The sequence below is a fragment of the Pantoea sp. 1B4 genome (assembly GCF_016925765.1).
Lineage (GTDB): Bacteria > Pseudomonadota > Gammaproteobacteria > Enterobacterales > Enterobacteriaceae > Pantoea > Pantoea agglomerans.
In genome coordinates, this window is the sequence record NZ_JAEUWZ010000001.1 from 4,074,988 (window position 1) to 4,100,692 (window position 25,705).

Consider the following 25,705-nt stretch of genomic DNA (forward strand, 5'->3'; position numbering starts at 1 on the left):
TGCGCAGTCAGAGTTCGCTCTGTTTGTGGAAACCGTCTTTCACCACGGTGCTTTCAATATTGTCTTTGTTGACCGGAATCGGCTTCAGCAGCCGTGATGGAACCTCTTTCAGACCATTATTCAGCGTGCTGTTGCTGGCAGGTGTTTTGCCCTCGCCCAGCTCGACGGCAATTTTCGCCGCTTCGGTGGCGAGCTCAGTGATCGGTTTGTAAACCGTCATGGTCTGGGTGCCCGCTTTGATACGCTTAATGGCTGCCAGATCGGCATCCTGACCGGAGATCGCCACTTTTCCTGCCAGCCCCTGCGCGCTCAGCGCCTGAATCGCGCCGCCTGCGGTGGCATCGTTAGAGGCCACCACCGCATCGATATGGTTGCCGTTGGCGGTCAGGGCATTTTCCATAATTTTCAAGGCATTTTCCGGCAGCCAGGCATCGACCCACTGGTCGCCAACAATTTTAATGCTGCCGTTATCAATATAGGGTTTTAACACCTTCATCTGTCCGGCACGGAACAGGCGTGCGTTATTATCCACAGGCGATCCGCCCATTAAAAAATAGTTGCCCTTAGGCACCTGTTTCACAATGCTCTCGGCCTGCAGTTCGCCCACTTTTTTCATTATCGAAAGAGATATAAAAGTCGATATCGGCATTATTTATCATTCGGTCATACGCCAGCACTTTAATGCCTTCCCGTTTCGCTTCAGCGACAACATTACTCAATACCTGACCGTTGTAAGGAATAATCACCAGCACATCGACACCGCGATTGATCATATTTTCAATCTGCGACATCTGTGTCTCTTCGTTGCCGTTGGCTGACTGAACAAACACCTTCGCGCCCAGCGTCTCAGCCTGTTTTACGAAAATGTCGCGGTCTTTCTGCCAGCGTTCGAGTCGCAAATCGTCAATCGCCATGCCGATCTTCACTTCTTTTGCCACGCTGGTCTGGCTGAACAGCGCCAGCGCCGCACAGGCGGCGAGCAGTGCATGTTTCATCTTCATTGTGATCATCCTGTAGGTTGAGGCTATTGTCGTTTCAGGCCTATAAACCAGGCGGATGAATTGTTGCCCTTATTTTCCTGTTACAGCAATTACTGATTTTTATCCGGCTATTACGTTTTTTGGTTTATTTCATTTTTTTATGAGCGCGATCGAGGTTTCATCTTTTTCGGACAAGAGAGCGATAATGATAAACCATCCCGTAAATAACATTATTTTGCGAGCCAGCGCACAAATAATAATTATCTGACACCCGTAGTGAAATATCGTAATTGAGCTAAGGCAGCAGCCAATATCAAATATTGCTTCAACGCAGGCCATTCGGGTACTGATGCTAAGGAGCAAACCATGCACGCTTATTTCGATCAGATCGATCGGGTTCGTTATGAAGGCACCCAGTCGACTCATCCTCTCGCTTTCCGCCACTACAATCCCGATGAGGTGATCCTCGGCAAGACCATGGCGGAGCATCTGCGCTTTGCCGCCTGTTACTGGCACACCTTCTGCTGGAATGGCGCGGATATGTTTGGTGTCGGCGCTTTTGATCGTCCGTGGCAGAAAAGCGGAGATGCGCTGCAGCAGGCAAAACTGAAAGCGGATGTGGCCTTTGAGTTTTTCCACAAGCTGAATGTGCCGTGGTACTGCTTCCATGACGTTGATGTGTCACCAGAAGGCGATTCGCTGCACAGCTACAAAGAGAATTTTGCCGCCATGACCGATAAACTGCTGGAGAAACAGCAGGAGACCGGCGTGAAACTGCTGTGGGGCACGGCCAACTGCTTTACCCATCCGCGCTACGGAGCCGGGGCTGCCACCAATCCCGATCCTGAAGTTTTTGCCTGGGCAGCGACGCAGGTCTGCAGCGCCATGCAGGCGACCAAAACCCTGGGCGGTGAAAACTATGTGTTGTGGGGCGGACGCGAAGGGTACGAAACTCTGCTGAATACCGATCTGCGCCAGGAGCGCGAGCAGATTGGCCGCTTTATGCAGATGGTGGTCGAGCACAAACACAAAATTGGCTTCCAGGGAACGCTGCTGATCGAACCGAAACCGCAGGAGCCGACCAAACATCAGTATGACTATGATGTCGCGACGGTTTATGGCTTCCTGAAACAGTTCGGACTGGAGAAAGAGATCAAGGTTAACGTTGAGGCGAACCACGCCACGCTGGCGGGTCACTCTTTCCATCATGAAATTGCGACGGCCATTGCGCTGGGCATTTTTGGTTCAGTGGATGCCAACCGCGGCGATCCGCAGTGCGGCTGGGATACCGATCAGTTCCCGGTCAGCGTGGAAGAGAATGCGCTGGTGATGTACGAAATTCTCAAAGCGGGCGGCTTTACCACAGGCGGCTTAAACTTTGATGCCAAAGTGCGTCGTCAGAGCACTGATAAATACGATCTGTTCTACGGTCATATTGGCGCGATGGATACCATGGCGCTGGCGCTGAAAGTCGCCGCTCGCATGATCAGCGACGGTGAACTCGATAAGCGTGTGGCACAGCGCTACAGCGGCTGGAATGGTGAGTTCGGCCAGCAAATTTTGAAAGGTGAGTTTTCACTGGAGGCACTGGCGGCGCATGCTCAGCAGCAGCAGCTCAATCCGCAGCATCAGAGCGGACGTCAGGAGCAGCTGGAAAATCTGGTGAATCACTACCTGTTTGATTTCTAACCCTTCAGGAGCAGAGCATGTTTATCGGGATCGATTTAGGCACCTCTGGCGTCAAAGTGGTGCTGATGGATGCACAAGGCAACGTGGTGGCGACGGAAACAGCGCCGCTGCAGGTTTCGCGTCCGCAGCCATTGTGGAGCGAGCAGGATCCCGAAAGCTGGTGGCAGGCGCTGGATTTGGCCATGCAGGCGCTGAGCGCGCAGCAGGATCTGCGCGCGGTGCAGGCCATCGGGCTGAGCGGACAGATGCATGGTGCAACGCTGCTCGACAGTGCAAACCAGGTATTACGACCGGCCATGCTCTGGAATGATGGGCGCAGCGAGGCGCAGTGCCGTGAGCTGGAACAAAAGGTGCCGGATTCGCGGGCGATCACCGGCAACCTGATGATGCCCGGCTTCACGGCTCCCAAGCTGCTGTGGGTTCAGCAACATGAACCGGCAATATTCAGTCAGATCGCTCACGTGCTGTTGCCCAAAGATTACCTGCGCTGGCGATTGAGTGGCGACTTCGCCACTGATATGTCAGATGCAGCAGGCACGATGTGGCTGGATGTGGCGCGGCGTGACTGGAGCGATGCGATGCTGCGCGCCTGCGACCTCAGCCGCTATCAGATGCCGCAACTCTATGAGGGCAATGCCCTGACCGGCCGCTTACATGCCGAACTGGCCACACGCTGGAGGATGAACGCCGTGCCGCTGGCGGCGGGCGGTGGCGACAATGCTGCGGGTGCGATTGGTGTCGGCATGACCGAACCGGGCCAGGGCATGCTGTCGCTGGGTACGTCGGGTGTCTACTTCGTGGTGAGCGACGGCTATCTCAGCAATCCACAGCGCGCGGTACACAGCTTCTGTCATGCGTTACCCCAGCGCTGGCATCTGATGTCGGTGATGCTCAGCGCAGCCTCCTGTCTGGACTGGGCAGCGACGCTGACCGGTTGCAGAGATGTTCCTGAGCTGCTGGCTGAGGCTGAACGCGCGCGCGATGACGTGCCCGGCCTGTGGTTTCTGCCCTATCTTTCCGGTGAGCGCACGCCGCACAATAACCCGAATGCCCGGGGTGCTTTCTTTGGTTTTACCCACCAGCATGGCCGTCCCGAGCTGGCGAGAGCGGTGCTGGAAGGCGTCGGGTTTGCGCTGGCGGAGGGCATGGACGCGCTGCACGACTGTGGCGTTCAGCCAAAGAGCATTATGTTGATCGGCGGCGGCGCACGCAGTGCACTGTGGCGTCAGATGCTGGCAGACATCAGCGGCCAGACGCTGGATTACTGCCATGGCGGGGGAGGTTGGCCCGGCGCTGGGGGCCGCCAGGCTGGCGCAGCAGGCGCTGGATGCAGAGGTCACCGTGCCGACCCCGGTTCTGGTGCAGCGACACCAGCCGGATCCGGCCCGGGTAGCGCACTACCAGCCGCGTCGGGAGACCTTTGCGACGCTTTATCAACAGCTCCTGCCGCTGATGAAGTAAACCTGCGAGAACGCTCTGCCTGTTATGAATTTAAATCGCCTGTTAACGGATCCCCCCTGCCATGTAATGCCAGGGGGTAATGAAGGCAGAACAGGTGATCGTGAGCCATATTACTGACCCGGAATGGCCGGAATGATACTTACTCCAGCCATACCATCACGGCAGCATCAGCCAATCGCGCCCAGCGTATCTTCCTGACCCTGTTTCTTCGGCAGCAGGAACAGCGTCGCCGCAATATCCAGCAGATAAATCAGCGCCAGCAGGGTAATCGCCGCCGTAAACGAGAACTGGCTCGCCAGCAGACCAATTACCACCGGGCCGAAGCCGCCCACACCGCGACCAAGGTTGAACAGGACGTTTTGCGCGGTGGCACGCACCTGCGGCGGAAAGGTATCGGAAATCAGCGCGCCATAACCGCCAATCATGCCGTTAACAAACATCCCCATGATCGCGCCGGTAAATAGCATGATGTTCGGGTCGCGCAGCTGAGCATAAACCACCACCATCACTACTGCGCCAAACTGATAGAGCAGGAAGATTTTCCAGCGAGCGAAGCGGTCGGCCAGTACACCAAACAGCCAGATGCCAAAGGTCATCCCGACCACGGTCACCGCGGTCCAGAGGCCCGACTTCGTCAGGCTGAAGCCAAAGCTGGAGGAGAGGTAACTCGGCATCCAGATCATCAGCCCGTAGTAACCAAAGTTCTGTACTGAACAGAGAATAAAAATGCCCAGGCTGGCTTTGGCGGTGGCGCGATCGCGCACCAGCAGTTTCAGGCGCGCCGGAAAAGAGAGTGACGGCACATGTTTAACCTGCCGTTGATACGCCTCCGGTTCACCCATGCCGCGACGAATGGCAAACGAGACCAGCGCAGGCAACAAGCCGACCAGAAACATGCCGCGCCAGCCGATGATAGTCAGCAGCGGCGGTGTGATAAAGGCCGCCATCAGCACCCCGAGTTGCCAGCCGATACCGACCCACGCTGATGCGCGATTGCGCTTCTCCGCCGGCCAGGCTTCGGCAATCAGCGCCATGCCGATACCAAATTCGCCACCCAGACCGACACCCGCCAGCGTTCGCCAGGCGAGCAGATCCCAGTAGCCCTGCGCCACCGCGCACAGCCCGGTAAAGACCGAGAAGACCAGAATCGTGACGGTGAGCATGCGGATGCGACCATAGCGGTCGCTGAGATGACCAAATACGATGCCACCGATAACCGCGCCAATCAGCGTCCAGGTCACCAGCGATCCCGCCTGTGATGGATTGAGCGCCAGCGAAACACTGATAGCCGGCAGCATAAAGCCGAGTATCAGCAGGTCAAATCCATCCATGGCATAACCGCTGACCGCAGCCAGCATCGCTTTGCCTGGCGTTACGCCGGGCTTAGATTGGGGAGAAGGGGACATCGTTGCGCACCTCATAAAGAAAAGTGCCGCAATTATAGAGAGAGTTCAGGATGTGACCAATTGAAAAGGCTTATCCCTGCGCCGATCAGGCGCAGGAAGAAGATTTATCAGGAAGGTCTGTTGCTGCCGTCATCGCCCGACAGTAATTCATCGAGCCGGTCACCGCCAACGTGACGGAAATCCTGACCTTTGACGAAATAGAAGATGATTTCGCAGATATTCTGGCAACGATCGCCGATACGCTCAATGGCGCGGGCACAGAACAGCGCCGTCAGCACGCTGGGAATGGTGCGCGGATCTTCCATCATGTAGGTCATCAGCTGGCGCACAATGCCTTCGTACTCTTTATCCACCTTTTTATCTTCACGGTAGATAGTGATCGCTTCATTTAGATCCATGCGTGCAAAAGCGTCCAGCACATCATGCAGCATCTGCACGGTGTGACGACCCAGTGACTCAAGGCTGACCAGCAGCGGCAAATGCTGCTGACCAAACTTCTCCAGCGCCGTGCGGCTGATCTTCTCCGCCACGTCGCCAATGCGCTCCAGCTCAGAAATGGCTTTGATGATCGCCATCACCAGTCGCAAATCGATCGCGGTTGGCTGACGTTTGGCGATGATGCGCACACAGGCTTCATCAATCTCCACTTCCATCATATTGACCTTCTGGTCGCCGTCGATCACCCGCTGCGCCAGTTCGCCATCCAGATTATGCATGGCGGTAATTGCATCGGTCAGCTGCTGCTCGACCATACCGCCCATGATCATCACCTGGGTACGGATATGCTCCAGCTCGGCATTGAACTGACCGGAGATGTGCTTATTCAGATTAAGATTATCCATGTCGATCTCCTGTCAGATCAGCCGTAGCGGCCAGTTATATAATCTTCGGTTTGCTTCTGGGCGGGTTTAGTGAACAGCGTGTCGGTATCGCTGAACTCAATCAGTTCGCCCAGATACATGAAAGCCGTATGGTCAGAGCAGCGTGCAGCCTGTTGCATGTTGTGCGTCACGATCACCACGGTGTAATCCTGTTTCAGCTCGGTGATCAGCTCCTCAATACGGCCAGTAGAGATGGGATCAAGCGCGGAGCAGGGCTCATCCAGCAACAAGACTTCCGGGCGAATCGCGATACCGCGGGCAATGCACAGACGCTGCTGCTGGCCGCCGGAGAGACTGTAACCGCTCTGATGCAGCTTGTCTTTGGTTTCATTCCACAGCGCGGCTTTGGTCAGCGCCCACTGTACGCGCGCATCCATATCGGCACGCGACAGCTTTTCAAACAGGCGAACGCCAAAGGCGATGTTGTCATAGATCGACATCGGGAACGGCGTAGGCTTCTGAAACACCATGCCGACCCGGGCGCGCAGCAGCGCGATATCCTGCTGAGTCGCCAGAATGTTTTCGCCATCCAGCAGAATGTCCCCTTCAGCCCGCTGATCCGGATAGAGCGAGTACATTTTGTTGAAGGTCCGCAGCAGGGTCGACTTACCACAGCCCGATGGCCCGATAAACGCAGTCACCTGATTCTTAGCGATATCCAGATTGATGTTCTTCAGCGCATGATATTTGCCGTAATAGAAGTTCAGATTACGGACCTGAATTTTATCGGCTGATGCTGTCGCGATACTCATAATTCATCTCTCTTATACGGCGCCGCACAGGGCCGCGCCGGAAATTAACCGTGTTTACCTTTGGCGAAAATCACCCGCGCCACGATGTTCAGCACCAGCACGCACAGGGTGATAATCAGCACGCCCGCCCAGGCCAGGCTCTGCCATTCGGCGAACGGGCTCATGGCGAACTTAAAGATGGTGACCGGCAGGTTCGCCAGCGGCTGCATCATGTCGGTGCTCCAGAACTGGTTCGAGAGCGCCGTGAACAGCAGCGGTGCCGTTTCACCTGCAATGCGGGCAATCGCCAGCAGCACACCCGTGATGATGCCGGAGACCGACGCTTTCAGGGTGATAGACGCGATCATCTTCCACTTGGGCGTACCCAGCGCGTAAGCCGCTTCACGCATGCTGTCTGGCACCAGTCGCATCATGTTTTCGGTGGTACGAATCACAATCGGCACCTGCAGCAGCGCCAGCGCAATCACCCCGGCCCAGCCGGAGAAGTGCTGCATCTGCGATACCACAAGGGTGTAGACGAACAGGCCGACCACAATCGAGGGGGCCGAAAGCAGAATGTCGTTAATAAAGCGGATCACTTCTGCCAGTGGCGACTTGCGCCCATATTCCGCCAGATAGATACCCGCCATGATGCCCAGCGGTGTGCCGAAGAAGGTAGACCAGAAAATCAGTAATCCGCTGCCCGCCAGGGCGTTAGCCAGCCCGCCGCCCGCGGTATTGGGTGGTGGCGTTGATTCGGTGAACAGGGACCAGGAGAGCCCATCCACGCCGCGCGATACGGTGGTGAACAGGATCCACACCAGCCAGAACAGGCCAAAAGCCATGGTCAGCAGCGACAGCGTCAGCGCAATTTTATTTTTAGTGCTGCGCCAGGACTGCATTTTACGGCGTGATGCGTCCAGTTCAGCGCGCGCCTGAATTTCAATTGTGGTCATGAGCGCGCTCCTTCACTTTTCGCCAGCCGCATAATCATCAGCTTTGAAATCGCCAGCACGATAAAGGTAATCACAAACAGGATCAGTCCCAGCTCCATCAGCGCGGCGACGTGCACGCCCGATTCCGCTTCAGCGAACTCGTTGGCCAGCGCCGAGGTGATGCTGTTACCCGGCATAAACAGTGACGGGCTGTCGAGCTGGTAGGTGTTGCCGATAATAAAAGTCACCGCCATGGTTTCACCCAGCGCACGACCCAGTCCGAGCATCACACCGCCAATCACGCCATTTTTGGTAAAGGGCAGTACGATGCGCCAGATCACTTCCCAGGTGGTGCAGCCGATGCCGTAGGCTGACTCTTTCATCATCACCGGGGTCTGCTCAAAGACGTCGCGCATGACCGAGGCGATGTAAGGGATGATCATGATCGCCAGAATCACACCCGCCGCGAGGATGCCGATACCGAAAGCGGGGCCGGAGAAAAGCTCGCCGACAATCGGAATGCCCGATATCACGTCATTGACCGGTGTCTGGAAGTATTCGGCAAACAGCGGCGCGAAAACAAACAGACCCCACATGCCATAAACAATACTGGGAATGGCCGCCAGCAGCTCAATGGCGGTGCCCAGCGGGCGACGCAGCCAGCCTGGCGCGAGTTCGGTCAGGAACAGCGCGATACCAAAACTCACCGGTACTGCGATAATCAGGGCAATAATGGAGGTCACAAGGGTGCCGTAGATCGGTACCAGTGCACCAAATTGTTCGTTGGGCGCATCCCAGGTTTTGGTCCACAAAAAGGCGAAACCAAACTTCTGGATGCTGGGCCACGAGGAGATGATCAGGGAGACAATAATGCCGCCCATCAGTAACAGGACAATCAGCGCAGCCAGCCTGACCAGCGCGCCAAAAATTCTGTCACCTTGTTTGCCTGGGGCTTTGAATGCCGGCTTCGTTGCAGCCATAGAAGTCTCAGTCTTCAGAAGTTATCAGGACGGCATGACGCCGCCCGTTGAGTCTGACCGGACTGCTATCCGGTCAGGGTCGGTCAATTACTGATAAAGCGCTTTACCAGAACTGTCTTTGATGTTGGCTTTCCAGGCGGCGCGAATCTGTTCAGTCACGCTCTCTGGCAGCGCAGCATAGTCCAGCGCTGTGGCGGTTTTGCTGCCGCTTTTGTAAGCCCAGTCGAAGAATTTCAGTACTTCAGCGCCTTTGGCCGCATTAGCCTGATCCTTGTAGATCAGAATAAAGGTGGTTGACGAGATTGGCCAGGCATCAGCGCCCTTCTGGAAGGTCAGATCCTGCGCGAACGATTTGCTCCAGTCAGCGCCTTTCGCGGCATTACTGAAGCTGGTTTCGCTTGGGGCGACCGCTTTGCCATCGGCATCGATCAGTTTGGTGTAGGTCAGGTTGTTCTGTTTGGCATAGGCATACTCCACGTAGCCGATTGAACCCGGCAGACGCTGAACAAACGCGGCGACGCCGTCATTGCCTTTGCCGCCCAGACCGACCGGCCAGTTGACGGTGTTACCTTTACCAATTTTGCTGTTCCAGTCCGGGTTCACTTTCGCCAGATAGCTGGTGAAGACGAACGAGGTGCCTGAACCGTCAGCGCGACGTACCACGTTGATGTTGGTCTCTGGCAGTTTCACGCCTGGGTTAAGTTTGGCAATCGCCGGGTCGTTCCACTTTTTTGATGGTGCCGAGGTAGATATCACCGACGGTTTTGCCATCCAGCGTCAGCTGACCTGACTTGATACCCGGCAGGTTAACCGCCAGTACTACGCCACCGATCACGGTAGGGAACTGGAACAGGCCATTTTTCTGCAGATCTTCATCTTTCATTGGCGCATCGGACGCACCGAAATCGACGGTTTTGGCGATGATCTGTTTCACGCCGCCAGATGAACCGATACCCTGGTAGTTAACTTTGCTACCGGTGGCTTTTTTGATATTCTGCTGCCCACTTGGCATAAACCGGCGCCGGGAACGTCCCGCCTGCGCCAGTGAGATCGGTTGCCGCAAAAGCAGATACCGCGCTTACGGCGAAGGTGGTGGCGAGGATTCGGGCTACGGTGCTACGCATCAGTGTCATATTCCCTCCAGGGGAGAAAAGTCAGGCTTGGGGCCGTTTTAGTAAGAATCTGTGATTGCTGCAGGAGGGAAAATAGGACAGTTTGATGACAGTGAAATGTACGAAATATGACAGTTATATGACAGAGGGCCAGTGCAAAGTGGGCCCGCGACGGGGCCCACCCGGTTATTCCACAGTAACCGATTTTGCCAGGTTACGTGGCTGATCGACGTCGGTCCCTTTGATCAGGGCGACGTGATAGGAGAGTAACTGTAGCGGCACCGTGTAGAAGATGGGCGCAATGACCTCTTCGACATGCGGCAACGGGATAATCTTCATTCCGTCACTGTCGCTGAAGCCCGCATCCTGATCGGCAAAAACATAAAGCAGGCCACCGCGTGCGCGTACCTCTTCGATGTTGGATTTGAGCTTCTCCAGCAGTTCGTTGTTAGGTGCCACCACGATCACCGGCATGTCCGCATCAATCAGCGCCAGCGGGCCATGTTTCAGCTCGCCTGCGGCGTAGGCTTCCGCATGAATGTAGGAGATCTCCTTGAGCTTCAGCGCCCCTTCCATGGCAATCGGATATTGATCGCCACGACCCAGGAACAGTGCGTGATGCTTGTCAGAGAAGCCTTCCGCCAGATTCTCAATCAGCTTATCCTGCGCCAGCATCTGCTCAATCCGGTTCGGCAACGCCTGCAGTGCATGAACGATCTCATGCTCAGTCTCGGCTGACATCCGTTTCAGACGGCCCAGTTTCGCCACCAGCATCAGCAGCACCGCTAACTGGGTGGTGAACGCTTTGGTAGAGGCGACGCCGATTTCGGTGCCCGCTTTGGTCATCAGTGCCAGGTCAGACTCCCGCACCAGTGACGAACCGGCCACGTTGCAGACCGCCAGCGATCCCAGGTAGCCCAGCTCTTTAGAGAGACGCAGCGCCGCCAGGGTATCTGCCGTTTCACCCGACTGCGACAGGGTGATCAGCAGGCTGTTTTTGCGAACAGCTGATTTGCGGTAGCGGAACTCCGAGGCAATCTCGACATCACAGGGCAGGTTTGCCAGCGACTCAAACCAGTAGCGTGACACCATGCCGGAGTTGTAGGAGGTGCCGCAGGCGATAATCTGGATATGCTCAACCTGGCTCAGCAGCGCTTCTGCGCCCGCGCCCAGTTCGCTGAGATCAACCTGACCCTGGCTGAACCGACCGCTCAGGGTGCTTTTCAGCGCCATGGGCTGTTCGTAGATCTCTTTCTGCATGTAGTGACGGTAAATGCCTTTGTCACCGGCATCATATTGCAGGTTCGACTCGATCTCGGCACGGGTCACGGTGTTGCCTTCACGGTCGATCACCGTGACATCGCGACGGCTGATCTCGGCGATATCACCCTCTTCCAGATAGATGAACCGACGGGTCACTGGCAGCAGGGCCAGCTGATCCGAGGCGATAAAGTTTTCGCCCATGCCACGACCAATCACCAGCGGGCTGCCGGAACGGGCCGCCACCAGCAGTGACGGATCGCGGCTGTCCATGATCACCATGCCATAGGCACCGCGCAGCTGCGGAATCACACGCAGTACGACTTCACGCAGCGAACCGCCCTGCTTCTGCTCCCAGTGAACCAGATGCGCCACCACTTCGGTGTCCGTTTCAGAGGCAAAGACATAACCGCGCGCGATCAGTTCAGCACGCAATGGCTCATGATTTTCAATGATGCCGTTGTGCACGATGATGATGTGCTCTGAGACGTGCGGATGCGCGTTCGCTTCCGACGGCTCGCCATGGGTTGCCCAGCGCGTGTGCGCGATGCCGGTGCCACCAATCAGCGGTTGCTGCTCAGCGGCTTCCGCCAGTTTCTGCACTTTCCCTAAACGCCGCAGGCGCGTGACGTGCCCCTGACGATCGACCACGGCCAGACCGGCCGAATCATATCCGCGATATTCAAGACGACGCAGACCTTCCAGCAGAATCTCTGCGATATCACGTTGCGCTACTGCACCAACAATTCCACACATAATGATGTTTTCCTGACTACATGGCTTTTCGCCACTTCTGTTGTCATGCGACCTGATATCCGGCTTTGCCGGTTCCCCGAGCCTTGTAGAGAGTGGGGATTATAGTTTTGGCACTGCACTGCATCGGCCCGCATTAAAGCGGGCCGTTAAAAATTTATTTTTTCTTCTGTGGGCGCTGCCAGTCCGCTTTGTGATTCTGCTCTTTACGGTTATAGACCAGACCGGCCTGGGTCACATCTTTCATGATGGTCGTGCCCGCCGCAATGGTGGTCCCTGCCGCGATGCTGACCGGCGCCACCAGCTGGGTATCTGAGCCCACAAATACGTCATCGCCAATTACGGTTTTGAATTTGTTCGCACCGTCGTAGTTGCAGGTAATGGTGCCTGCACCGATATTTACGTTGTCGCCAATCTCCGCATCACCGAGATAGGAGAGGTGCCCCGCTTTCGATCCTCTGCCCAGACGCGCTTTCTTCATTTCGACGAAGTTGCCCACGTGGGCGGCATCGGCCAGTTCGCTGCCAGGACGCAGACGGGCAAAAGGTCCGACAGTGCAGGCAGTGGCGAGATTCGCATCCTCGATCACCGAATAGGGGCTGATTTCACAGTCATCGCCAATCACACTGTTTTTGATAATGCAGCCCGCGCCGATTCTGACGCGTGCGCCCAGCGTGACCTGGCCTTCAATAATGACGTTGGTGTCAATTTCAACATCCCGCCCGTGCGTCAGCGTCCCGCGCAGGTCAAAACGGGCCGGATCGCGCAGCATCACGCCAGCCAGCAGCAGTTTTTCCGCCTGTTCAGCCTGGTAAGTGCGCTCTAATGTCGCCAGCTGCAGCCGGTTATTGACGCCATCGGTTTCACTGATGCGTGCCGGATGAACCGCGTTGATCACCCGACCTTCCTGATGCGCCAGCGCGATAATATCGGTGATGTAATACTCACTCTGCGCATTATTGTTGGTGAGCTGCGCCAGCCAGCGTTTTAAATCGCCGCCGTTGGCGATCAGAATGCCGGTGTTGATCTCTTTAATGGTGAGCTGCGCCGGACTGGCATCTTTCTGTTCGATAATGCCGGTGATGGTGTCGTTCTCACGCACAATGCGGCCATAGCCGGTTGGGTCGTCCAGTACCACGGTAAGTAAGCCAATGCCGCCCTGCGGTTTGGCTTCGCGCAGCCGCTGTAGTGTCGCCTGAGAGATGAGCGGCACGTCACCGTAAAGCATCATGATATCTTCATCATCAGCGAATGCGGGCGCTGCCTGCTGCATCGCATGGCCAGTGCCGAGCTGCTCGGCCTGCAGCACCCAGTTGAGCGAGCTGTCAGTGAGGGTCGCCTTCAGGCGATCGCCGCCGTGACCATAAACCAGATGGACCTGCTGTGCGCCCAGCCCTTTAGCCGCATCAATCACATGCTGAACCATGGGTTTGCCTGCCAGCGTATGCAGAACTTTAGGCAGATCGGAATACATACGGGTGCCCTTGCCAGCAGCAAGGATCACCACACTCATCGCACTGTTAGACATAACTATCCTGAGTGAATTTTTACGGGTGAAAGTAAAACGGTTTGGGATTGAGATTACTACATTTTTCTCAGGCCGAAATTAGGCGGACAGGCAGATCAGGCGCAGCAGACAAAAAAAATGCCAGCCCGAGGGCTGGCATTTCATGACGCATAAAGCTGGATTACATCGCTTTTTTTGGTCAGTTCGATCACGCGCAGTTTAGCAATGGCTTTCGCCAGCTCGGCAGAGGCCTGAGCATAGTCCACGTCGCCGTGGCTGCTGTTCATATGGTCTTCTGCTTTGCGTTTTGCTTCCAGAGCGCGCGCTTCGTCCAGATCGGTACCGCGGATAGCGGTATCGGCCAGAACGGTGCTGCTGCCCGGTTGCACTTCCAGCACGCCGCCAGAGAGGTAGATAAACTCCTCTTCGCCGTGCTGTTTCACGATACGGATCATTCCAGGCTTAATGGCAGTCAGCAGCGGCGCATGGCCAGGGAAAATCCCCAGTTCACCTTCGCTACCTGACACCTGAATTTTCTGTACCAGACCAGAGAACAACTGCTCCTCTGCGCTGACCACATCCAGGTGATAAGTCATAGCCATAATCTTCCTCCCGGGAAACCGTTATTACAGTTTCTTCGCTTTTTCCACGGCTTCTTCGATGGCGCCAACCATGTAGAAGGCCTGCTCTGGCAGGTGATCAAACTCACCTTCCATGATGCCTTTAAAGCCACGGATAGTGTCTTTCAGCGTCACGTATTTGCCCGGTGAGCCGGTGAATACTTCTGCAACGAAGAACGGCTGAGACAGGAAGCGCTGAATCTTACGCGCACGTGCCACCAGCAGTTTGTCTTCTTCAGACAGCTCATCCATACCGAGGATGGCGATGATGTCTTTCAGTTCCTGATAACGCTGCAGCAGTGACTGAACGCCACGTGCAACATCATAGTGCTCCTGACCGACAACCAGCGGATCCAGCTGACGGCTGGTAGAATCCAGCGGGTCAACGGCCGGGTAGATACCCAGAGAGGCGATCTGACGGCTCAGCGTTACCGTTGAGTCTAAGTGCGCAAAGGTAGTTGCTGGTGATGGGTCAGTCAGGTCATCCGCAGGGACGTAAACGGCCTGTACGGAGGTGATTGAACCGGTCTTGGTGGAGGTAATACGCTCCTGCAATACACCCATCTCTTCTGCCAGCGTTGGCTGGTAACCTACCGCAGATGGCATACGTCCCAGCAGTGCAGAAACTTCTGTACCGGCCAGGGTATAACGGTAGATGTTATCGATGAACAGCAGAACGTCGCGACCTTCATCACGGAATTTTTCCGCCATGGTCAGACCGGTCAGTGCTACGCGCAGACGGTTACCCGGCGGCTCGTTCATCTGGCCATAGACCAGTGCAACTTTATCGATAACGTTAGAGTCAGTCATTTCGTGGTAGAAGTCGTTACCCTCACGAGTACGCTCACCCACACCGGCAAACACTGAGTAACCTGAGTGTTCAGCCGCGATGTTACGGATCAGTTCCATCATGTTGACGGTTTTACCTACACCCGCACCACCGAACAGACCGACTTTACCGCCTTTAGCAAACGGACACATCAGGTCGATAACCTTGATGCCGGTTTCCAGCAGTTCCTGCGAGTTAGACTGATCTTCATAAGAAGGGGCTGCGCGGTGAATAGAGGCGATCTCTACTGCGCTGCCATCTTCTTCTTTCAGCTCGCCTTTCATATCGATTGGCTCGCCGAGAACGTTCATGATACGGCCCAGGGTCGCTTTACCGACGGGTACCTGAATCGGTTTCTGCAGGTCGTTGACGCTCAGACCACGCTTCAGGCCGTCAGACGTACCCATTGCGATGGTACGTACTACGCCGCCGCCGAGCTGCTGCTGAACTTCCAGCACCAGACGCGCATCACCATTCATAACCTCGAGGGCGCTGTACACTTGCGGTACCGCGTCCTGAGGGAATTCGACGTCAACAACGGCGCCGATAATCTGGACAATCTTTCCAGTTGCCATCTTGAATCCTCTACCTAATTCCAAACCTGGTTAAACCGCGGAGGCTCCACCGACAATCTCGGTAAGTTCCTGGGTGATGCTGGCCTGACGAGCTTTGTTGTACACCAACTGCAGCTCTTTGATCAGATTTCCGCCGTTATCGGTTGCGGCTTTCATCGCTACCATACGTGCGGCCTGCTCACTGGCCAGATTTTCCACCACACCCTGATAAACCTGCGATTCGACATAACGACGCAGCAGGGTATCCAGCAGCGCTTTCGGATCGGGCTCATACAGGTAATCCCAGGTCTTCGCCTTCATCTCTTCTTCACCTTCCGCTGGCGGTAACGGCAGCAGTTGGGTGATGGTCGGAGTCTGAGACATGGTGTTATTGAATTTGTTATTGACGATCATCAGCTTGTCGATGCGGCCTTCATCATAAGCCTGCAACATCACTTTTACCGGGCCAATCAGGTCAGACAGGGTAGGTTTATCGCCCATGCCGCTGACTTGCGCCACAATGTTGCCACCCACAGCATTAAAGAATGACGCCCCTTTAGAACCGATAATCGACAGATCGCTCTGCACGCCTTTATCGGACCAGGACTTCATATCCGCCAGTAACTTTTTGAACAGGTTAATGTTCAAACCACCACAAAGCCCGCGGTCAGTTGAAACGACCAGGTAGCCGACGCGCTTCACGTCGCGCTCTTCCAGGTAAGGGTGCTTGTATTCCAGATTACCCAACGCAAGGTGACCAATCACTTTGCGCATGGTTTCTGCATACGGACGGCTGGCCGCCATGCGTTCCTGCGTTTTACGCATCTTGGAGGCGGCGACCATTTCCATCGCTTTGGTGATCTTCTGCGTGTTTTTCACGCTTCCAATCTTGCTTCGTATCTCTTTTGCGCCGGCCATTAGCTTCTCCTCAAAGCCTTGCGGCCTGCCTTTTCAGACAAGCCGCCAGACATTACCAGGACTGGGTTGCTTTAAACGTCTCGACCAGGCCTTTCAGCTTGGCTTCGATATCGTTATTAAAGTTACCCGACTGGTTGATTTCAGCCATCAGCTCAGCGTGGTCGCGATCGGCGAAGGCCAGCAGTGCAGCTTCGAAGCTGCCAATTTTTGCCAGTTCAACGTCGTTCAGATAGCCACGCTCTGCAGCGAACAGAACCAGACCCTGCTGTGCGACAGACATCGGCGCATACTGTTTCTGCTTCAGCAGCTCGGTCACTTTCTGACCGTGGCTCAGCTGTTTGCGGGTTGCATCATCCAGATCAGAGGCGAACTGCGAGAATGCCGCCAGTTCACGATACTGTGCCAGCGCGGTACGGATACCACCGGACAGTTTCTTGATGATCTTGGTCTGTGCAGCACCACCTACGCGGGATACCGAAATACCTGGGTTAACGGCCGGACGAATACCGGAGTTGAACAGGTTCGATTCCAGGAAGATCTGACCATCAGTAATCGAGATTACGTTGGTCGGAACGAACGCAGAAACGTCGCCCGCCTGGGTTTCGATGATCGGCAGCGCGGTCAGTGAACCGGTTTTACCTGTCACTGCGCCATTGGTGAAACGCTCTACATAATCAGCGCTTACGCGTGATGCACGTTCCAGCAGACGGGAGTGGAGATAGAACACGTCGCCAGGGAATGCTTCACGACCTGGTGGACGGCGCAGCAGCAGAGAAATCTGACGGTACGCGACAGCCTGCTTAGAAAGGTCATCGTATACGATCAGCGCATCTTCACCGCGGTCACGGAAGTATTCGCCCATCGCACAGCCTGCGTACGGAGAGAGATACTGCAGTGCAGCAGATTCAGAAGCAGACGCCACAACAACGATGGTGTTCTGCAGTGCGCCATGCTCTTCCAGCTTACGAACCACGTTAGAGATGGTTGAGGCTTTCTGACCAATCGCAACGTAGACACACTTGATGCCTGAGTCGCGCTGGTTGATGATCGCATCGATCGCCATTGCGGTTTTACCGGTCTGACGGTCACCGATGATCAGCTCACGCTGGCCACGGCCGATTGGAATCATCGCATCGACCGACTTATAACCGGTCTGAACCGGCTGGTCGACTGACTGACGGTCGATAACGCCAGGTGCAATGACTTCAACCGGTGAGAAACCGTCGTTGTCGATTGCGCCTTTACCGTCGATAGGAGCACCCAGGGTGTTCACTACGCGGCCCAGCAGGCCACGGCCAACCGGTACTTCAAGAATACGGCCAGTACACTTAACCTTCATGCCTTCGGCGAGGTCAGCGTAAGGGCCCATCACCACTGCACCAACCGAGTCACGCTCGAGGTTCAGGGCGATAGCGTAACGGTTGCCCGGCAGGGCAATCATCTCACCCTGCATGACATCGGCCAGGCCGTGTACGCGGATGATACCGTCACTTACAGAAACAATCGTACCTTCGTTGTGAGCTTCACTCACGACATTGAACTGAGCAATGCGCTGCTTGATCAGTTCGCTGATTTCGGTGGAATTCAGTTGCATATGCTCCAGTCCCCTTAAGACTGCAAGACGTCAGCCAGACGGTCAAGACGGCCGCGTACGCTGCCATCAATAACCAGATCACCCGAACGGATGATCACGCCTGCCATCACAGACTTATCAATTTTGCAATTCAGCTTAACTTTGCGTGACAGACGTTTTTCCATCGCGGCGCTGATTTTATTCAGCTGGTCGTCACTCAGCGTACTGGCGGAGATAACATCAACTTCAGCGGTGGCTTCATGAGCGTCACGCAGTTCGATGTATTGGGCCAGTACAGCCGGAAGCGCTGTCAAACGTCCGTTTTCCGCCATCACCTTAATCAGGTTCTGCGCGGGTTCATCCAGTTGATCACCACAGACTGCGTTAAACGACGCTGCCAGCGCTTCGGGTGCTAATGCACCTGAGAGAAGATCAGCCATCTGTTCATTGCGAGCCACTTCTGCGGCAAACGCCAGCATCTGTTGCCAGCGTTCAATACTTTGATGCTCAACAGCAAAGTCAAAAGCTGCTTTGGCGTAGGGGCGAGCTACAGTAATCAGATCAGACATCAGCCCCTCCCTCCTTACAGTTCAGCGACCAGTTTATCAACGATGTCGCTGTTAGCAGCTTCATCCACGGAGCGTTCGATGATCTTCTCGGCGCCAGCCATAGCCAGCAACGCGACCTGCTTACGCAGTTCTTCACGCGCACGTTTGCGTTCAGCGTCAATTTCAGCCTGCGCTTGTGTCACGATGCGATTACGTTCGTTTTCAGCTTCGGTTTTGGCTTCGTCCAGAATCTGCGCGCGACGCTTGTTCGCTTGCTCGATAATGACCTGAGCGTCTTCTTTGGCTTTTTTCAGCTGGTCGGTCGCATTAGCCTGCGCGAGATCCAAATCTTTCTTTGCACGTTCAGCAGAAGCAAGGCCTTCAGCAATTTCTTTCTGGCGCTTTTCGATAGCAGCCATGAGCGGCGGCCATACGTACTTCATGCAGAACGCGACAAACAGGATGAACGCGATAGCCTGGCCGAGGATTGTTGCATTAATGTTCACAGCACAATGCCTCTAGATTGAGTATTTAACTTTTCTGCCGTTATCAACGATAAGCGGCAGAATCCGTTCACCCTTGCACATTGTGCGCTGAGTGAACACAGGGCTTTAGGCGACAGCAAACATCACGTACAGACCCAGACCAACAGCGATCATCGGGATTGCATCCACCAGACCCATTACAACAAAGAACTGCGTACGCAGCAGAGGAATCAGGTCAGGCTGACGAGCAGCGCCTTCCAGGAATTTTCCTCCGAGGATGCCGATACCGATCGCAGCACCGATTGCCGCCAGGCCCATCATCACAGCGGCAGCCATGTACAGCAGATCCATATTCAGGTTTTCCATGACAGTCTCCAGTTTGTTTCAGTTAAATGCTCCCTTCATCTTCCGGGCTTCAGCGGTGTGCGCTGCAACCCGAAATCAAGAGGGAAAGTAGTGTTGAGAAAAAAATCAATGTTCTTCAGATGCCATCGACAGATAGACAATCGTGAGGACCATGAAAATGAAAGCCTGTAGCGAAATGATCAGGATGTGGAAAATGGCCCACGGCACATTCAGCACCCACTGCGACCACCACGGCAACAGACCGGCAATAAGGATAAAGATCAGTTCACCCGCATACATGTTACCGAACAGTCGTAAACCCAGTGATACAGGCTTAGACAGCAGGCTCACACCTTCCAGAATCAGGTTGATCGGGATGAAGATCGGGTGGTTAAAAGGCTGCAGCGTCAGCTCTTTAGTGAAGCCGCCAATGCCTTTCATTTTGATGCTGTAGAACAGAATCAAAATAAATACGCCCAACGCCATAGATAGCGTGATGTTCACGTCTGCAGATGGTACGACGCGCAGCGCCGGTAACCCCAATACGTGCTCGCCAATATATGGCAGCAAGTCGATTGGCAGCAGATCCATGAAGTTCATCAGGAAGACCCAGACAAAGATTGTCAGAGCCAGCGGGGCGATAAGTTTGCTCTTACCGTGATACATGTCGCGCACGTTACTATCGACGAAACCGACAACCAGTTCGATAGCCGCCTGCATTTTCCCTGGCACACCGCTGGTGGCAGATTTTGCCACGCTACGGAACAACACCAGGAAGATGATTCCCAGCACCATAGAGAAAAACATGGAATCGATATTTAATACCCAGAACGTCGCGGGAGCGTCGTGCGGATTCACTATCTCGAAGGTACGCAGGTCCAACTGAAGATGAGTCAGGTGGTGACCAATGTACTCTTGCGGAGTAGAGATTTCTCCTGCAGCCATGATGCCTCTTACCCTTTGTTGTTAATTACCGCCGGTGCCAGCATTTGTACCACCAGCACCGATAACCAGGTTATTCCGACCGGCCAGAAAACCGCTCCGAATAGACCCAACGCCACAATGAGCAAAATGATGGTCGCAAACACTTTGGCTATTTCACCCAAAGCGAAGCTCCACGCGACTCGCCCCGAAGCTGGGGTTTGCCCCTGCAGGCGCCAGGCTAAAAACAAAAACAATACGTTTGGCAGCCAGGCTGCCGCACCGCCAGCAAGAGCAGAGAGACCCCAGATGACATCTTTAAGAGCAAAGAGTGCACCGATGATGACTATCGTCACCAGCTGAATCATCAGCACCGTTCGGGCGTATTTTACACTGTAAAGAGACACTGACATGACGCTGATACTCTCCTGCCCCGTTAGGGGTATGTCGCGTGTCGTATAAGACTGCCTTTGCGCAGTTGAGTCAAGCAGCAAAAGCCGTGCAAATTATACGGGCCGCACCTGCGATTTCAATCGGTAAGTAGCGAAAAGGTGAACAATTATTTAAATTTCTTTCCGGAGGGCTATTTTTCCAAAGATTACCCTGCAGAGATTCACCCTAATCTGACTGAAAATTCTCTCGCAACTTGCTTTTAAAGCGTGCTTTAGATCACATAATAAGCACTTTCGCTACACTGAGTTTTATCTTCGCGCTATTTAAGAACAATCTGTATTACAGATATATTTAATAAAATCAAAGAATTAAAATTATAAAAATGCATCTGCAAGACTATTTTCACAGAAAACACGCTATTGACATCGAACTGTGCTTAAGAATCGTGTAATTGATATTACGCACGCAAAGTTATTACCGCGATATATTTTCTGCCGTGACTACTTTTATTCAGCGACCCGCCTATACAAGTGATATTTCTGATAACTGAATGTGAATTAAACGTTAAATGTAACAGAGCTTTTCGGATAATTTCCGTCAGCGTTTTAACCTTCGGTCAGCCAGGGCTTAATCAAAATCTTTTATTGATAGCGCATCATCTGCACTTTTTTCATCCCGGAACTGACGAAAATCACTGGCAGATAAACGCTAAATCTCTGCCAGTCGAAAGCCTATTGGTGACGAAGAATGACCAGGTGGCGATCACCTTCCAGCTGCGGTACCTGCAACTTAATCACAGCATCAGAGACGTAGCCTGCCGGTAACTCCGCAATTTCATCGTCCGGACGCACGCCTTTCAGCGCGAAGAAGCGCCCTTCTCTTCCCGGCAGATGATGACACCAGTTCACCATGTCGGTCAGCGAGGCAAATGCACGACTGATCACGCCATCAAAGGGCGGCTCAGCCGGGAACGCCTCAACCCGGCTCTGCACCGGAGTAATGTTAGTGAGTCCTAACTCATGCTGAACCTGACGCAGGAAACGCACCCGCTTGCCCAGGCTGTCGAGCAACGTAAAGTGCGCATCAGGCATCACGATAGCCAGCGGAATGCCAGGCAGTCCTGGTCCGGTTCCCACATCAATGAAACGTGAGCCTTGCAGATGCGGCGCCACCACGATGCTGTCGAGGATATGGCGTACCAGCATCTGCTGCGGATCGCGCACTGATGTCAGATTGTAGGCTTTGTTCCACTTATCCAGCAGGCCGACATAGGCAACCAGCTGCTGTTTTTGTTGATCGGAGAGGGAAATACCGGCTGCCTGTAGCAGCGACGTGAGTGTGTTGATCACAGCATAAGTCCATTCAGCGGGGGGTGAGTCTCCTCGCCCCGTTTTCAGATCAGGCGCTTTTACGCAGCAGACCCTGTTTTTTCAGATAGATAAGCAGAATTGAGATGGCCGCCGGCGTAATGCCGGAGATACGCGTCGCCTGACCAATCGAACTCGGTTTGTGATCGTTCAGCTTGGCGATAACCTCATTTGAGAGGCCGTTCACCTGGCGATAGTCGAGCTCCACCGGTAACAGCGTGTTTTCGTTACGCAGCTGGCGATCGATCTCTTCCTGCTGACGCGCGATATAACCTTCATATTTGACCTGAATCTCAACCTGCTCAGCGGCCTGCTCATCAGCCAGTGCCGGACCAAAGGCATCCAGCGTCATCAGCTTCAGATAAGTCAGCTCAGGACGGCGCAGCAGATCTTCGCCGCTCGCTTCTTTAGTCAGCGGCGCGCTGAGTACCGTATTCACTTCCGTCACGTGCTCTGACTTCGGATGGACCCAGATATCGCGCAGGCGCTGACGCTCCTGTTCAATCGCTTCCAGCTTCTGATTGAAACGCGCCCAGCGCGCATCATCCACCAGACCCAGTTCACGACCGGTTTCGGTCAGACGCAGATCGGCATTGTCTTCGCGCAGCATCAGACGATATTCAGCACGGGAGGTAAACATCCGGTACGGCTCTTTGGTACCGAGCGTGCAGAGGTCATCAACCAGTACGCCCAGATAAGCCTGGTCACGACGTGGTGCCCAGCCCTCTTTGTCCGCAGACTGACGGGCGGCGTTCAGCCCCGCCAGCATCCCCTGTGCAGCGGCTTCTTCGTAGCCGGTTGTGCCGTTGATCTGGCCGGCAAAGAACAGGCCGTGAATAAATTTGCTCTCCAGCGTCAGTTTGAGATCGCGTGGATCGAAGAAGTCATACTCGATGGCATAGCCCGGACGCACGATCTTCGCATTCTCCATGCCCTGCATGGAGCGAACGATCTGAATCTGCACATCAAATGGCAGACTGGTTGAGATGCCATTCGGGTAGATCTCATTGCTGGTCAGCCCTTCCGGCTCCAGGAAGATCTGATGCGAGTTACGATCGGCAAAGCGCATCACTTTGTCTTCGATAGACGGGCAGTAGCGTGGACCGATCCCCTCGATGATCCCGGCATACATCGGGCTGCGATCCAGATTATTGCGGATCACCTCATGGGTTTTCTCATTGGTGTGAGTGATCCAGCATGGTACCTGCTGCGGATGCTGAGACGCATTGCCCATAAACGAGAACACCGGCATCGGGTTATCGCCGTGCTGCGGGCTGAGCACTGAAAAATCGATGGTGCGCGCATCGATACGCGGTGGCGTACCAGTCTTGAGGCGGTCTACCCGCAGCGGCAGCGCACGCAGTCGTTTTGCCAGCGGAATGGACGGGGGATCACCTGCGCGACCGCCACTGTAATTATCCAGACCGATATGAATTTTGCCGTCAAGAAACGTGCCGACGGTGAGTACGACTGTTTTCGCGCGGAACTTCAGTCCCATCTGGGTGACTGCACCCACCACACGATCGTTTTCCACGATAAGATCGTCGACCGCCTGCTGGAAGATCATCAGATTGGGCTGGTTCTCCAGTGCCGTACGCACTGCCTGGCGATAGAGCACGCGATCCGCCTGAGCACGGGTTGCCCGCACTGCCGGACCTTTGCTGGCGTTTAGTATCCTGAACTGAATACCCGCCTGGTCAATCGCACTGGCCATCAGACCACCCAGGGCATCCACTTCCTTCACCAAATGTCCTTTGCCAATCCCACCAATCGCCGGGTTACAGGACATTTGTCCAAGCGTATCAATGTTATGGGTGAGTAACAGGGTTTGCTGACCCATTCGGGCTGCCGCCATTGCGGCTTCGGTGCCCGCATGACCACCACCAATTACGATGACGTCAAAAGGATCCTGATAAAACATGAAGTGGTACCTCGGTTGATGAACTTGCAGGATCGTCGTCCTGGGGCGTGGATTCTACTCAAATTCCGTCTGGGGTGAAAGCCGCGGGATCGTCCGGTTTTAAAAGAAAGGATCTTAGATCTGTATATGATCTTTCTGTTAGATCTCTTATTAGGATCCCGCTTTTCTGTGGATATGTGCCAGAAGCACAGCAGAAACAACAGGATGAAGAGGATCACTACCTGTTAGTGATCGGTGATCCTGATCCGTATAAGCTGGGATCAAAATGGCATGTTATCCACAGCTCAAAATTCATTCTACGGTTGTTCTTTGGATAACTACCGGTTATACGCAGTAAAAGAGGGTAGTTATCCACAAAATAAACGAGCGGAAAAGGATAAAATCAGCATCTTCCACTGGGGATCGTCACTATTTCGCGATCCCCAGCCCCCTTCAGATCGCCTTTTTCCAGCTTTCCAGCCAGGCTTCCGCGGGATCTTCAGGGATCTCATGCTCCAGCACATCAATCTCCAGACGATCGCCGATCTGGCGGGCACCCTGAGCAATTAACAGGGCCTCAATCTGGCGGATCGCGCCACAAAAGAGATCATATTCATGATTGCCGAGTCCGATGGCACCAAACCGGACCTGCGAGAGATCGGGCTGGCTTTCCGTGATGGCTTCGAACAGCGGCAGCAGGTTATCGGGAATATCGCCTGCACCGTGAGTTGAACAGACCACCAGCCAGATACCCTCATGTGGCACTTCATCCAGCTCCGGGCCATGCAGCATCTGCGTTGAGAAGCCCGCTTCCTGTAATTTTTCTTCCAGATGTTCAGCCACATACTCTGCGCTACCCAGAGTACTGCCACTGATTAAGGTAATATCGGCCATCTTGCTCTCCCGGACATTAAGGCGAGCATTGTACGCTGTGATCAAGCGGTGATCCACCTGTGGACAACAGGGTTAATAGATTAAGAGAAGCGAACGCAGCCGTTGCCAGCCGCCACATTCGTCAGGGATAAGATTATGCACAAGGCGGAGAAGGATCAGGGCTTGATAGTGCGCATGATCGGGTTTTGCAGCGAGATCAGCGTTTCCGTCGACTGAATTTCATCTATGGTCTGGATCTTGTTGATCAGCACCTGTTGCAGGGCATCAATGGATCGGCACATCACCTTAATAAAGATGCTGTAGTGGCCGGTGGTGTACCAGGCTTCAACCACTTCATCCAGCGCATCCAGTTTGCTCAGCGCCGCCGGATAGTCACGCGCGCTCTTAAGGATGATGCCGATAAAACAGCAGACATCAAACCCCAGCTGGCGCGGATCGATATCAACCCGGGTGCCCAGGATAATGCCCGCCTGCTTCATCTTCTCCACGCGGACATGAATGGTGCCGGGGCTGACGTTAAACTGTTTTGCCAGCTCGGCGTAAGCAGTGCGCGCGTTGTCGAGCAGGGCATTCAGAATGCCGCGATCCAGGTTATCGAGCTGCAGATGTTCGGCCATGGCCATCCTCGTTATTGGTCTGCTTAAGTAAACAAGGATGAATGTG

Annotated in this window: 21 protein-coding genes and 3 pseudogenes; 2 read left to right on the top strand and 22 right to left on the bottom strand. The window is 54.6% G+C overall.

Annotated features, from left to right (window positions below):
• Positions 1-7 precede the first annotated feature (7 nt).
• Positions 8-1,001, bottom strand: a pseudogene (xylF, locus tag JNO11_RS19480) (D-xylose ABC transporter substrate-binding protein).
• A gap of 345 nt (positions 1,002-1,346) precedes the next feature.
• On the opposite strand from xylF, the gene xylA reads away from it, so the two are divergent.
• A complete protein-coding gene (xylA, locus tag JNO11_RS19485) occupies positions 1,347-2,669 on the top strand; it encodes a xylose isomerase (RefSeq protein WP_003849568.1) in 1,323 nt (440 codons plus the stop codon).
• 17 nt (positions 2,670-2,686) lie between these two features.
• Positions 2,687-4,130, top strand: a pseudogene (xylB, locus tag JNO11_RS19490) (xylulokinase).
• Positions 4,131-4,297: 167 nt separating this feature from the next.
• Here the strand turns inward: xylB and JNO11_RS19495 are convergent.
• From JNO11_RS19495 to asnC, 21 genes and pseudogenes are all read right to left on the bottom strand, one after another.
• On the bottom strand, positions 4,298-5,536 hold the full coding sequence (locus JNO11_RS19495) for an MFS transporter (protein WP_010258883.1): 1,239 nt from the start codon (positions 5,534-5,536) through the stop codon (positions 4,298-4,300).
• Between the two features lie 107 nt (positions 5,537-5,643).
• The gene (phoU, locus tag JNO11_RS19500) at positions 5,644-6,378 is read right to left on the bottom strand and encodes a phosphate signaling complex protein PhoU (protein ID WP_010258881.1); all 735 of its coding nucleotides are present in this window, start codon (positions 6,376-6,378) and stop codon (positions 5,644-5,646) included.
• Between the two features lie 17 nt (positions 6,379-6,395).
• Positions 6,396-7,169, bottom strand: coding sequence for a phosphate ABC transporter ATP-binding protein PstB (gene pstB / locus JNO11_RS19505; protein WP_010258879.1), 774 nt, complete (start codon positions 7,167-7,169; stop codon positions 6,396-6,398).
• Positions 7,170-7,213: 44 nt separating this feature from the next.
• Positions 7,214-8,104 carry a phosphate ABC transporter permease PstA gene (gene pstA / locus JNO11_RS19510; protein WP_010258878.1) on the bottom strand — a complete coding sequence of 297 codons (891 nt, stop codon included), beginning with the start codon at positions 8,102-8,104 and terminating at the stop codon, positions 7,214-7,216.
• Entirely contained in the window at positions 8,101-9,063 is a 963-nt protein-coding gene (gene pstC / locus JNO11_RS19515) for a phosphate ABC transporter permease PstC (RefSeq protein WP_010258877.1), read from the bottom strand. Before pstC ends, pstA begins: the two co-directional genes overlap by 4 nt.
• Before the next feature lie 87 nt (positions 9,064-9,150).
• Positions 9,151-10,196: pseudogene (gene pstS / locus JNO11_RS19520) on the bottom strand (phosphate ABC transporter substrate-binding protein PstS).
• Between the two features lie 165 nt (positions 10,197-10,361).
• Entirely contained in the window at positions 10,362-12,191 is a 1,830-nt protein-coding gene (gene glmS / locus JNO11_RS19525) for a glutamine--fructose-6-phosphate transaminase (isomerizing) (protein ID WP_325177624.1), read from the bottom strand.
• Between the two features lie 154 nt (positions 12,192-12,345).
• On the bottom strand, positions 12,346-13,716 hold the full coding sequence (gene glmU, locus JNO11_RS19530; protein ID WP_325177625.1) for a bifunctional UDP-N-acetylglucosamine diphosphorylase/glucosamine-1-phosphate N-acetyltransferase GlmU: 1,371 nt from the start codon (positions 13,714-13,716) through the stop codon (positions 12,346-12,348).
• Positions 13,717-13,856: 140 nt separating this feature from the next.
• Entirely contained in the window at positions 13,857-14,297 is a 441-nt protein-coding gene (locus JNO11_RS19535; RefSeq protein WP_325177626.1) for a F0F1 ATP synthase subunit epsilon, read from the bottom strand.
• A 24-nt stretch (positions 14,298-14,321) separates the two neighbouring features.
• Positions 14,322-15,719: a F0F1 ATP synthase subunit beta gene (gene atpD, locus JNO11_RS19540; protein ID WP_010258870.1), complete on the bottom strand. Its 1,398-nt coding sequence runs from the start codon at positions 15,717-15,719 to the stop codon at positions 14,322-14,324.
• Positions 15,720-15,749: 30 nt separating this feature from the next.
• Entirely contained in the window at positions 15,750-16,616 is an 867-nt protein-coding gene (gene atpG, locus JNO11_RS19545; RefSeq protein ID WP_010258869.1) for a F0F1 ATP synthase subunit gamma, read from the bottom strand.
• Positions 16,617-16,668: 52 nt separating this feature from the next.
• A complete protein-coding gene (gene atpA, locus JNO11_RS19550; protein ID WP_010258868.1) occupies positions 16,669-18,210 on the bottom strand; it encodes a F0F1 ATP synthase subunit alpha in 1,542 nt (513 codons plus the stop codon).
• A gap of 14 nt (positions 18,211-18,224) precedes the next feature.
• A complete protein-coding gene (atpH, locus tag JNO11_RS19555) occupies positions 18,225-18,758 on the bottom strand; it encodes a F0F1 ATP synthase subunit delta (RefSeq protein WP_003849530.1) in 534 nt (177 codons plus the stop codon).
• A 14-nt stretch (positions 18,759-18,772) separates the two neighbouring features.
• A complete protein-coding gene (gene atpF, locus JNO11_RS19560) occupies positions 18,773-19,243 on the bottom strand; it encodes a F0F1 ATP synthase subunit B (RefSeq protein WP_003849528.1) in 471 nt (156 codons plus the stop codon).
• Between the two features lie 105 nt (positions 19,244-19,348).
• Positions 19,349-19,588 (bottom strand): F0F1 ATP synthase subunit C, encoded by a 240-nt coding sequence (atpE, locus tag JNO11_RS19565; protein WP_003849523.1) that lies wholly within the window; start codon positions 19,586-19,588, stop codon positions 19,349-19,351.
• A gap of 105 nt (positions 19,589-19,693) precedes the next feature.
• Positions 19,694-20,512, bottom strand: coding sequence for a F0F1 ATP synthase subunit A (atpB, locus tag JNO11_RS19570; protein WP_010258863.1), 819 nt, complete (start codon positions 20,510-20,512; stop codon positions 19,694-19,696).
• Between the two features lie 8 nt (positions 20,513-20,520).
• Positions 20,521-20,901 carry a F0F1 ATP synthase subunit I gene (atpI, locus tag JNO11_RS19575; RefSeq protein ID WP_010258861.1) on the bottom strand — a complete coding sequence of 127 codons (381 nt, stop codon included), beginning with the start codon at positions 20,899-20,901 and terminating at the stop codon, positions 20,521-20,523.
• A gap of 711 nt (positions 20,902-21,612) precedes the next feature.
• On the bottom strand, positions 21,613-22,230 hold the full coding sequence (gene rsmG, locus JNO11_RS19580) for a 16S rRNA (guanine(527)-N(7))-methyltransferase RsmG (RefSeq protein ID WP_010258859.1): 618 nt from the start codon (positions 22,228-22,230) through the stop codon (positions 21,613-21,615).
• Positions 22,231-22,279: 49 nt separating this feature from the next.
• Positions 22,280-24,169: a tRNA uridine-5-carboxymethylaminomethyl(34) synthesis enzyme MnmG gene (mnmG, locus tag JNO11_RS19585; protein ID WP_010258857.1), complete on the bottom strand. Its 1,890-nt coding sequence runs from the start codon at positions 24,167-24,169 to the stop codon at positions 22,280-22,282.
• A gap of 432 nt (positions 24,170-24,601) precedes the next feature.
• Positions 24,602-25,042 carry an FMN-binding protein MioC gene (gene mioC, locus JNO11_RS19590; protein ID WP_010258855.1) on the bottom strand — a complete coding sequence of 147 codons (441 nt, stop codon included), beginning with the start codon at positions 25,040-25,042 and terminating at the stop codon, positions 24,602-24,604.
• A gap of 155 nt (positions 25,043-25,197) precedes the next feature.
• On the bottom strand, positions 25,198-25,659 hold the full coding sequence (gene asnC / locus JNO11_RS19595) for a transcriptional regulator AsnC (RefSeq protein ID WP_003849496.1): 462 nt from the start codon (positions 25,657-25,659) through the stop codon (positions 25,198-25,200).
• Between the last annotated feature and the right edge of the window lie 46 nt (positions 25,660-25,705).

What these genes read in the sequence shown, in the direction of transcription:
- atpA (WP_010258868.1), bottom strand. Translation starts at nt 18,210, where the DNA reads ATGCAACTGAATTCCACCGAAATCAGCGAACTGATCAAGCAGCGCATT.
- mioC (WP_010258855.1), bottom strand. Translation starts at nt 25,042, where the DNA reads ATGGCCGATATTACCTTAATCAGTGGCAGTACTCTGGGTAGCGCAGAG.
- atpH (WP_003849530.1), bottom strand. Translation starts at nt 18,758, where the DNA reads ATGTCTGATCTGATTACTGTAGCTCGCCCCTACGCCAAAGCAGCTTTT.
- JNO11_RS19495 (WP_010258883.1), bottom strand. Translation starts at nt 5,536, where the DNA reads ATGTCCCCTTCTCCCCAATCTAAGCCCGGCGTAACGCCAGGCAAAGCG.
- xylA (WP_003849568.1), top strand. Translation starts at nt 1,347, where the DNA reads ATGCACGCTTATTTCGATCAGATCGATCGGGTTCGTTATGAAGGCACC.
- mnmG (WP_010258857.1), bottom strand. Translation starts at nt 24,169, where the DNA reads ATGTTTTATCAGGATCCTTTTGACGTCATCGTAATTGGTGGTGGTCAT.
- glmU (WP_325177625.1), bottom strand. Translation starts at nt 13,716, where the DNA reads ATGTCTAACAGTGCGATGAGTGTGGTGATCCTTGCTGCTGGCAAGGGC.
- atpI (WP_010258861.1), bottom strand. Translation starts at nt 20,901, where the DNA reads ATGTCAGTGTCTCTTTACAGTGTAAAATACGCCCGAACGGTGCTGATG.
- atpE (WP_003849523.1), bottom strand. Translation starts at nt 19,588, where the DNA reads ATGGAAAACCTGAATATGGATCTGCTGTACATGGCTGCCGCTGTGATG.
- JNO11_RS19535 (WP_325177626.1), bottom strand. Translation starts at nt 14,297, where the DNA reads ATGGCTATGACTTATCACCTGGATGTGGTCAGCGCAGAGGAGCAGTTG.
- atpG (WP_010258869.1), bottom strand. Translation starts at nt 16,616, where the DNA reads ATGGCCGGCGCAAAAGAGATACGAAGCAAGATTGGAAGCGTGAAAAAC.
- pstA (WP_010258878.1), bottom strand. Translation starts at nt 8,104, where the DNA reads ATGACCACAATTGAAATTCAGGCGCGCGCTGAACTGGACGCATCACGC.
- pstB (WP_010258879.1), bottom strand. Translation starts at nt 7,169, where the DNA reads ATGAGTATCGCGACAGCATCAGCCGATAAAATTCAGGTCCGTAATCTG.
- atpB (WP_010258863.1), bottom strand. Translation starts at nt 20,512, where the DNA reads ATGGCTGCAGGAGAAATCTCTACTCCGCAAGAGTACATTGGTCACCAC.
- pstC (WP_010258877.1), bottom strand. Translation starts at nt 9,063, where the DNA reads ATGGCTGCAACGAAGCCGGCATTCAAAGCCCCAGGCAAACAAGGTGAC.
- asnC (WP_003849496.1), bottom strand. Translation starts at nt 25,659, where the DNA reads ATGGCCGAACATCTGCAGCTCGATAACCTGGATCGCGGCATTCTGAAT.
- glmS (WP_325177624.1), bottom strand. Translation starts at nt 12,191, where the DNA reads ATGTGTGGAATTGTTGGTGCAGTAGCGCAACGTGATATCGCAGAGATT.
- phoU (WP_010258881.1), bottom strand. Translation starts at nt 6,378, where the DNA reads ATGGATAATCTTAATCTGAATAAGCACATCTCCGGTCAGTTCAATGCC.
- atpD (WP_010258870.1), bottom strand. Translation starts at nt 15,719, where the DNA reads ATGGCAACTGGAAAGATTGTCCAGATTATCGGCGCCGTTGTTGACGTC.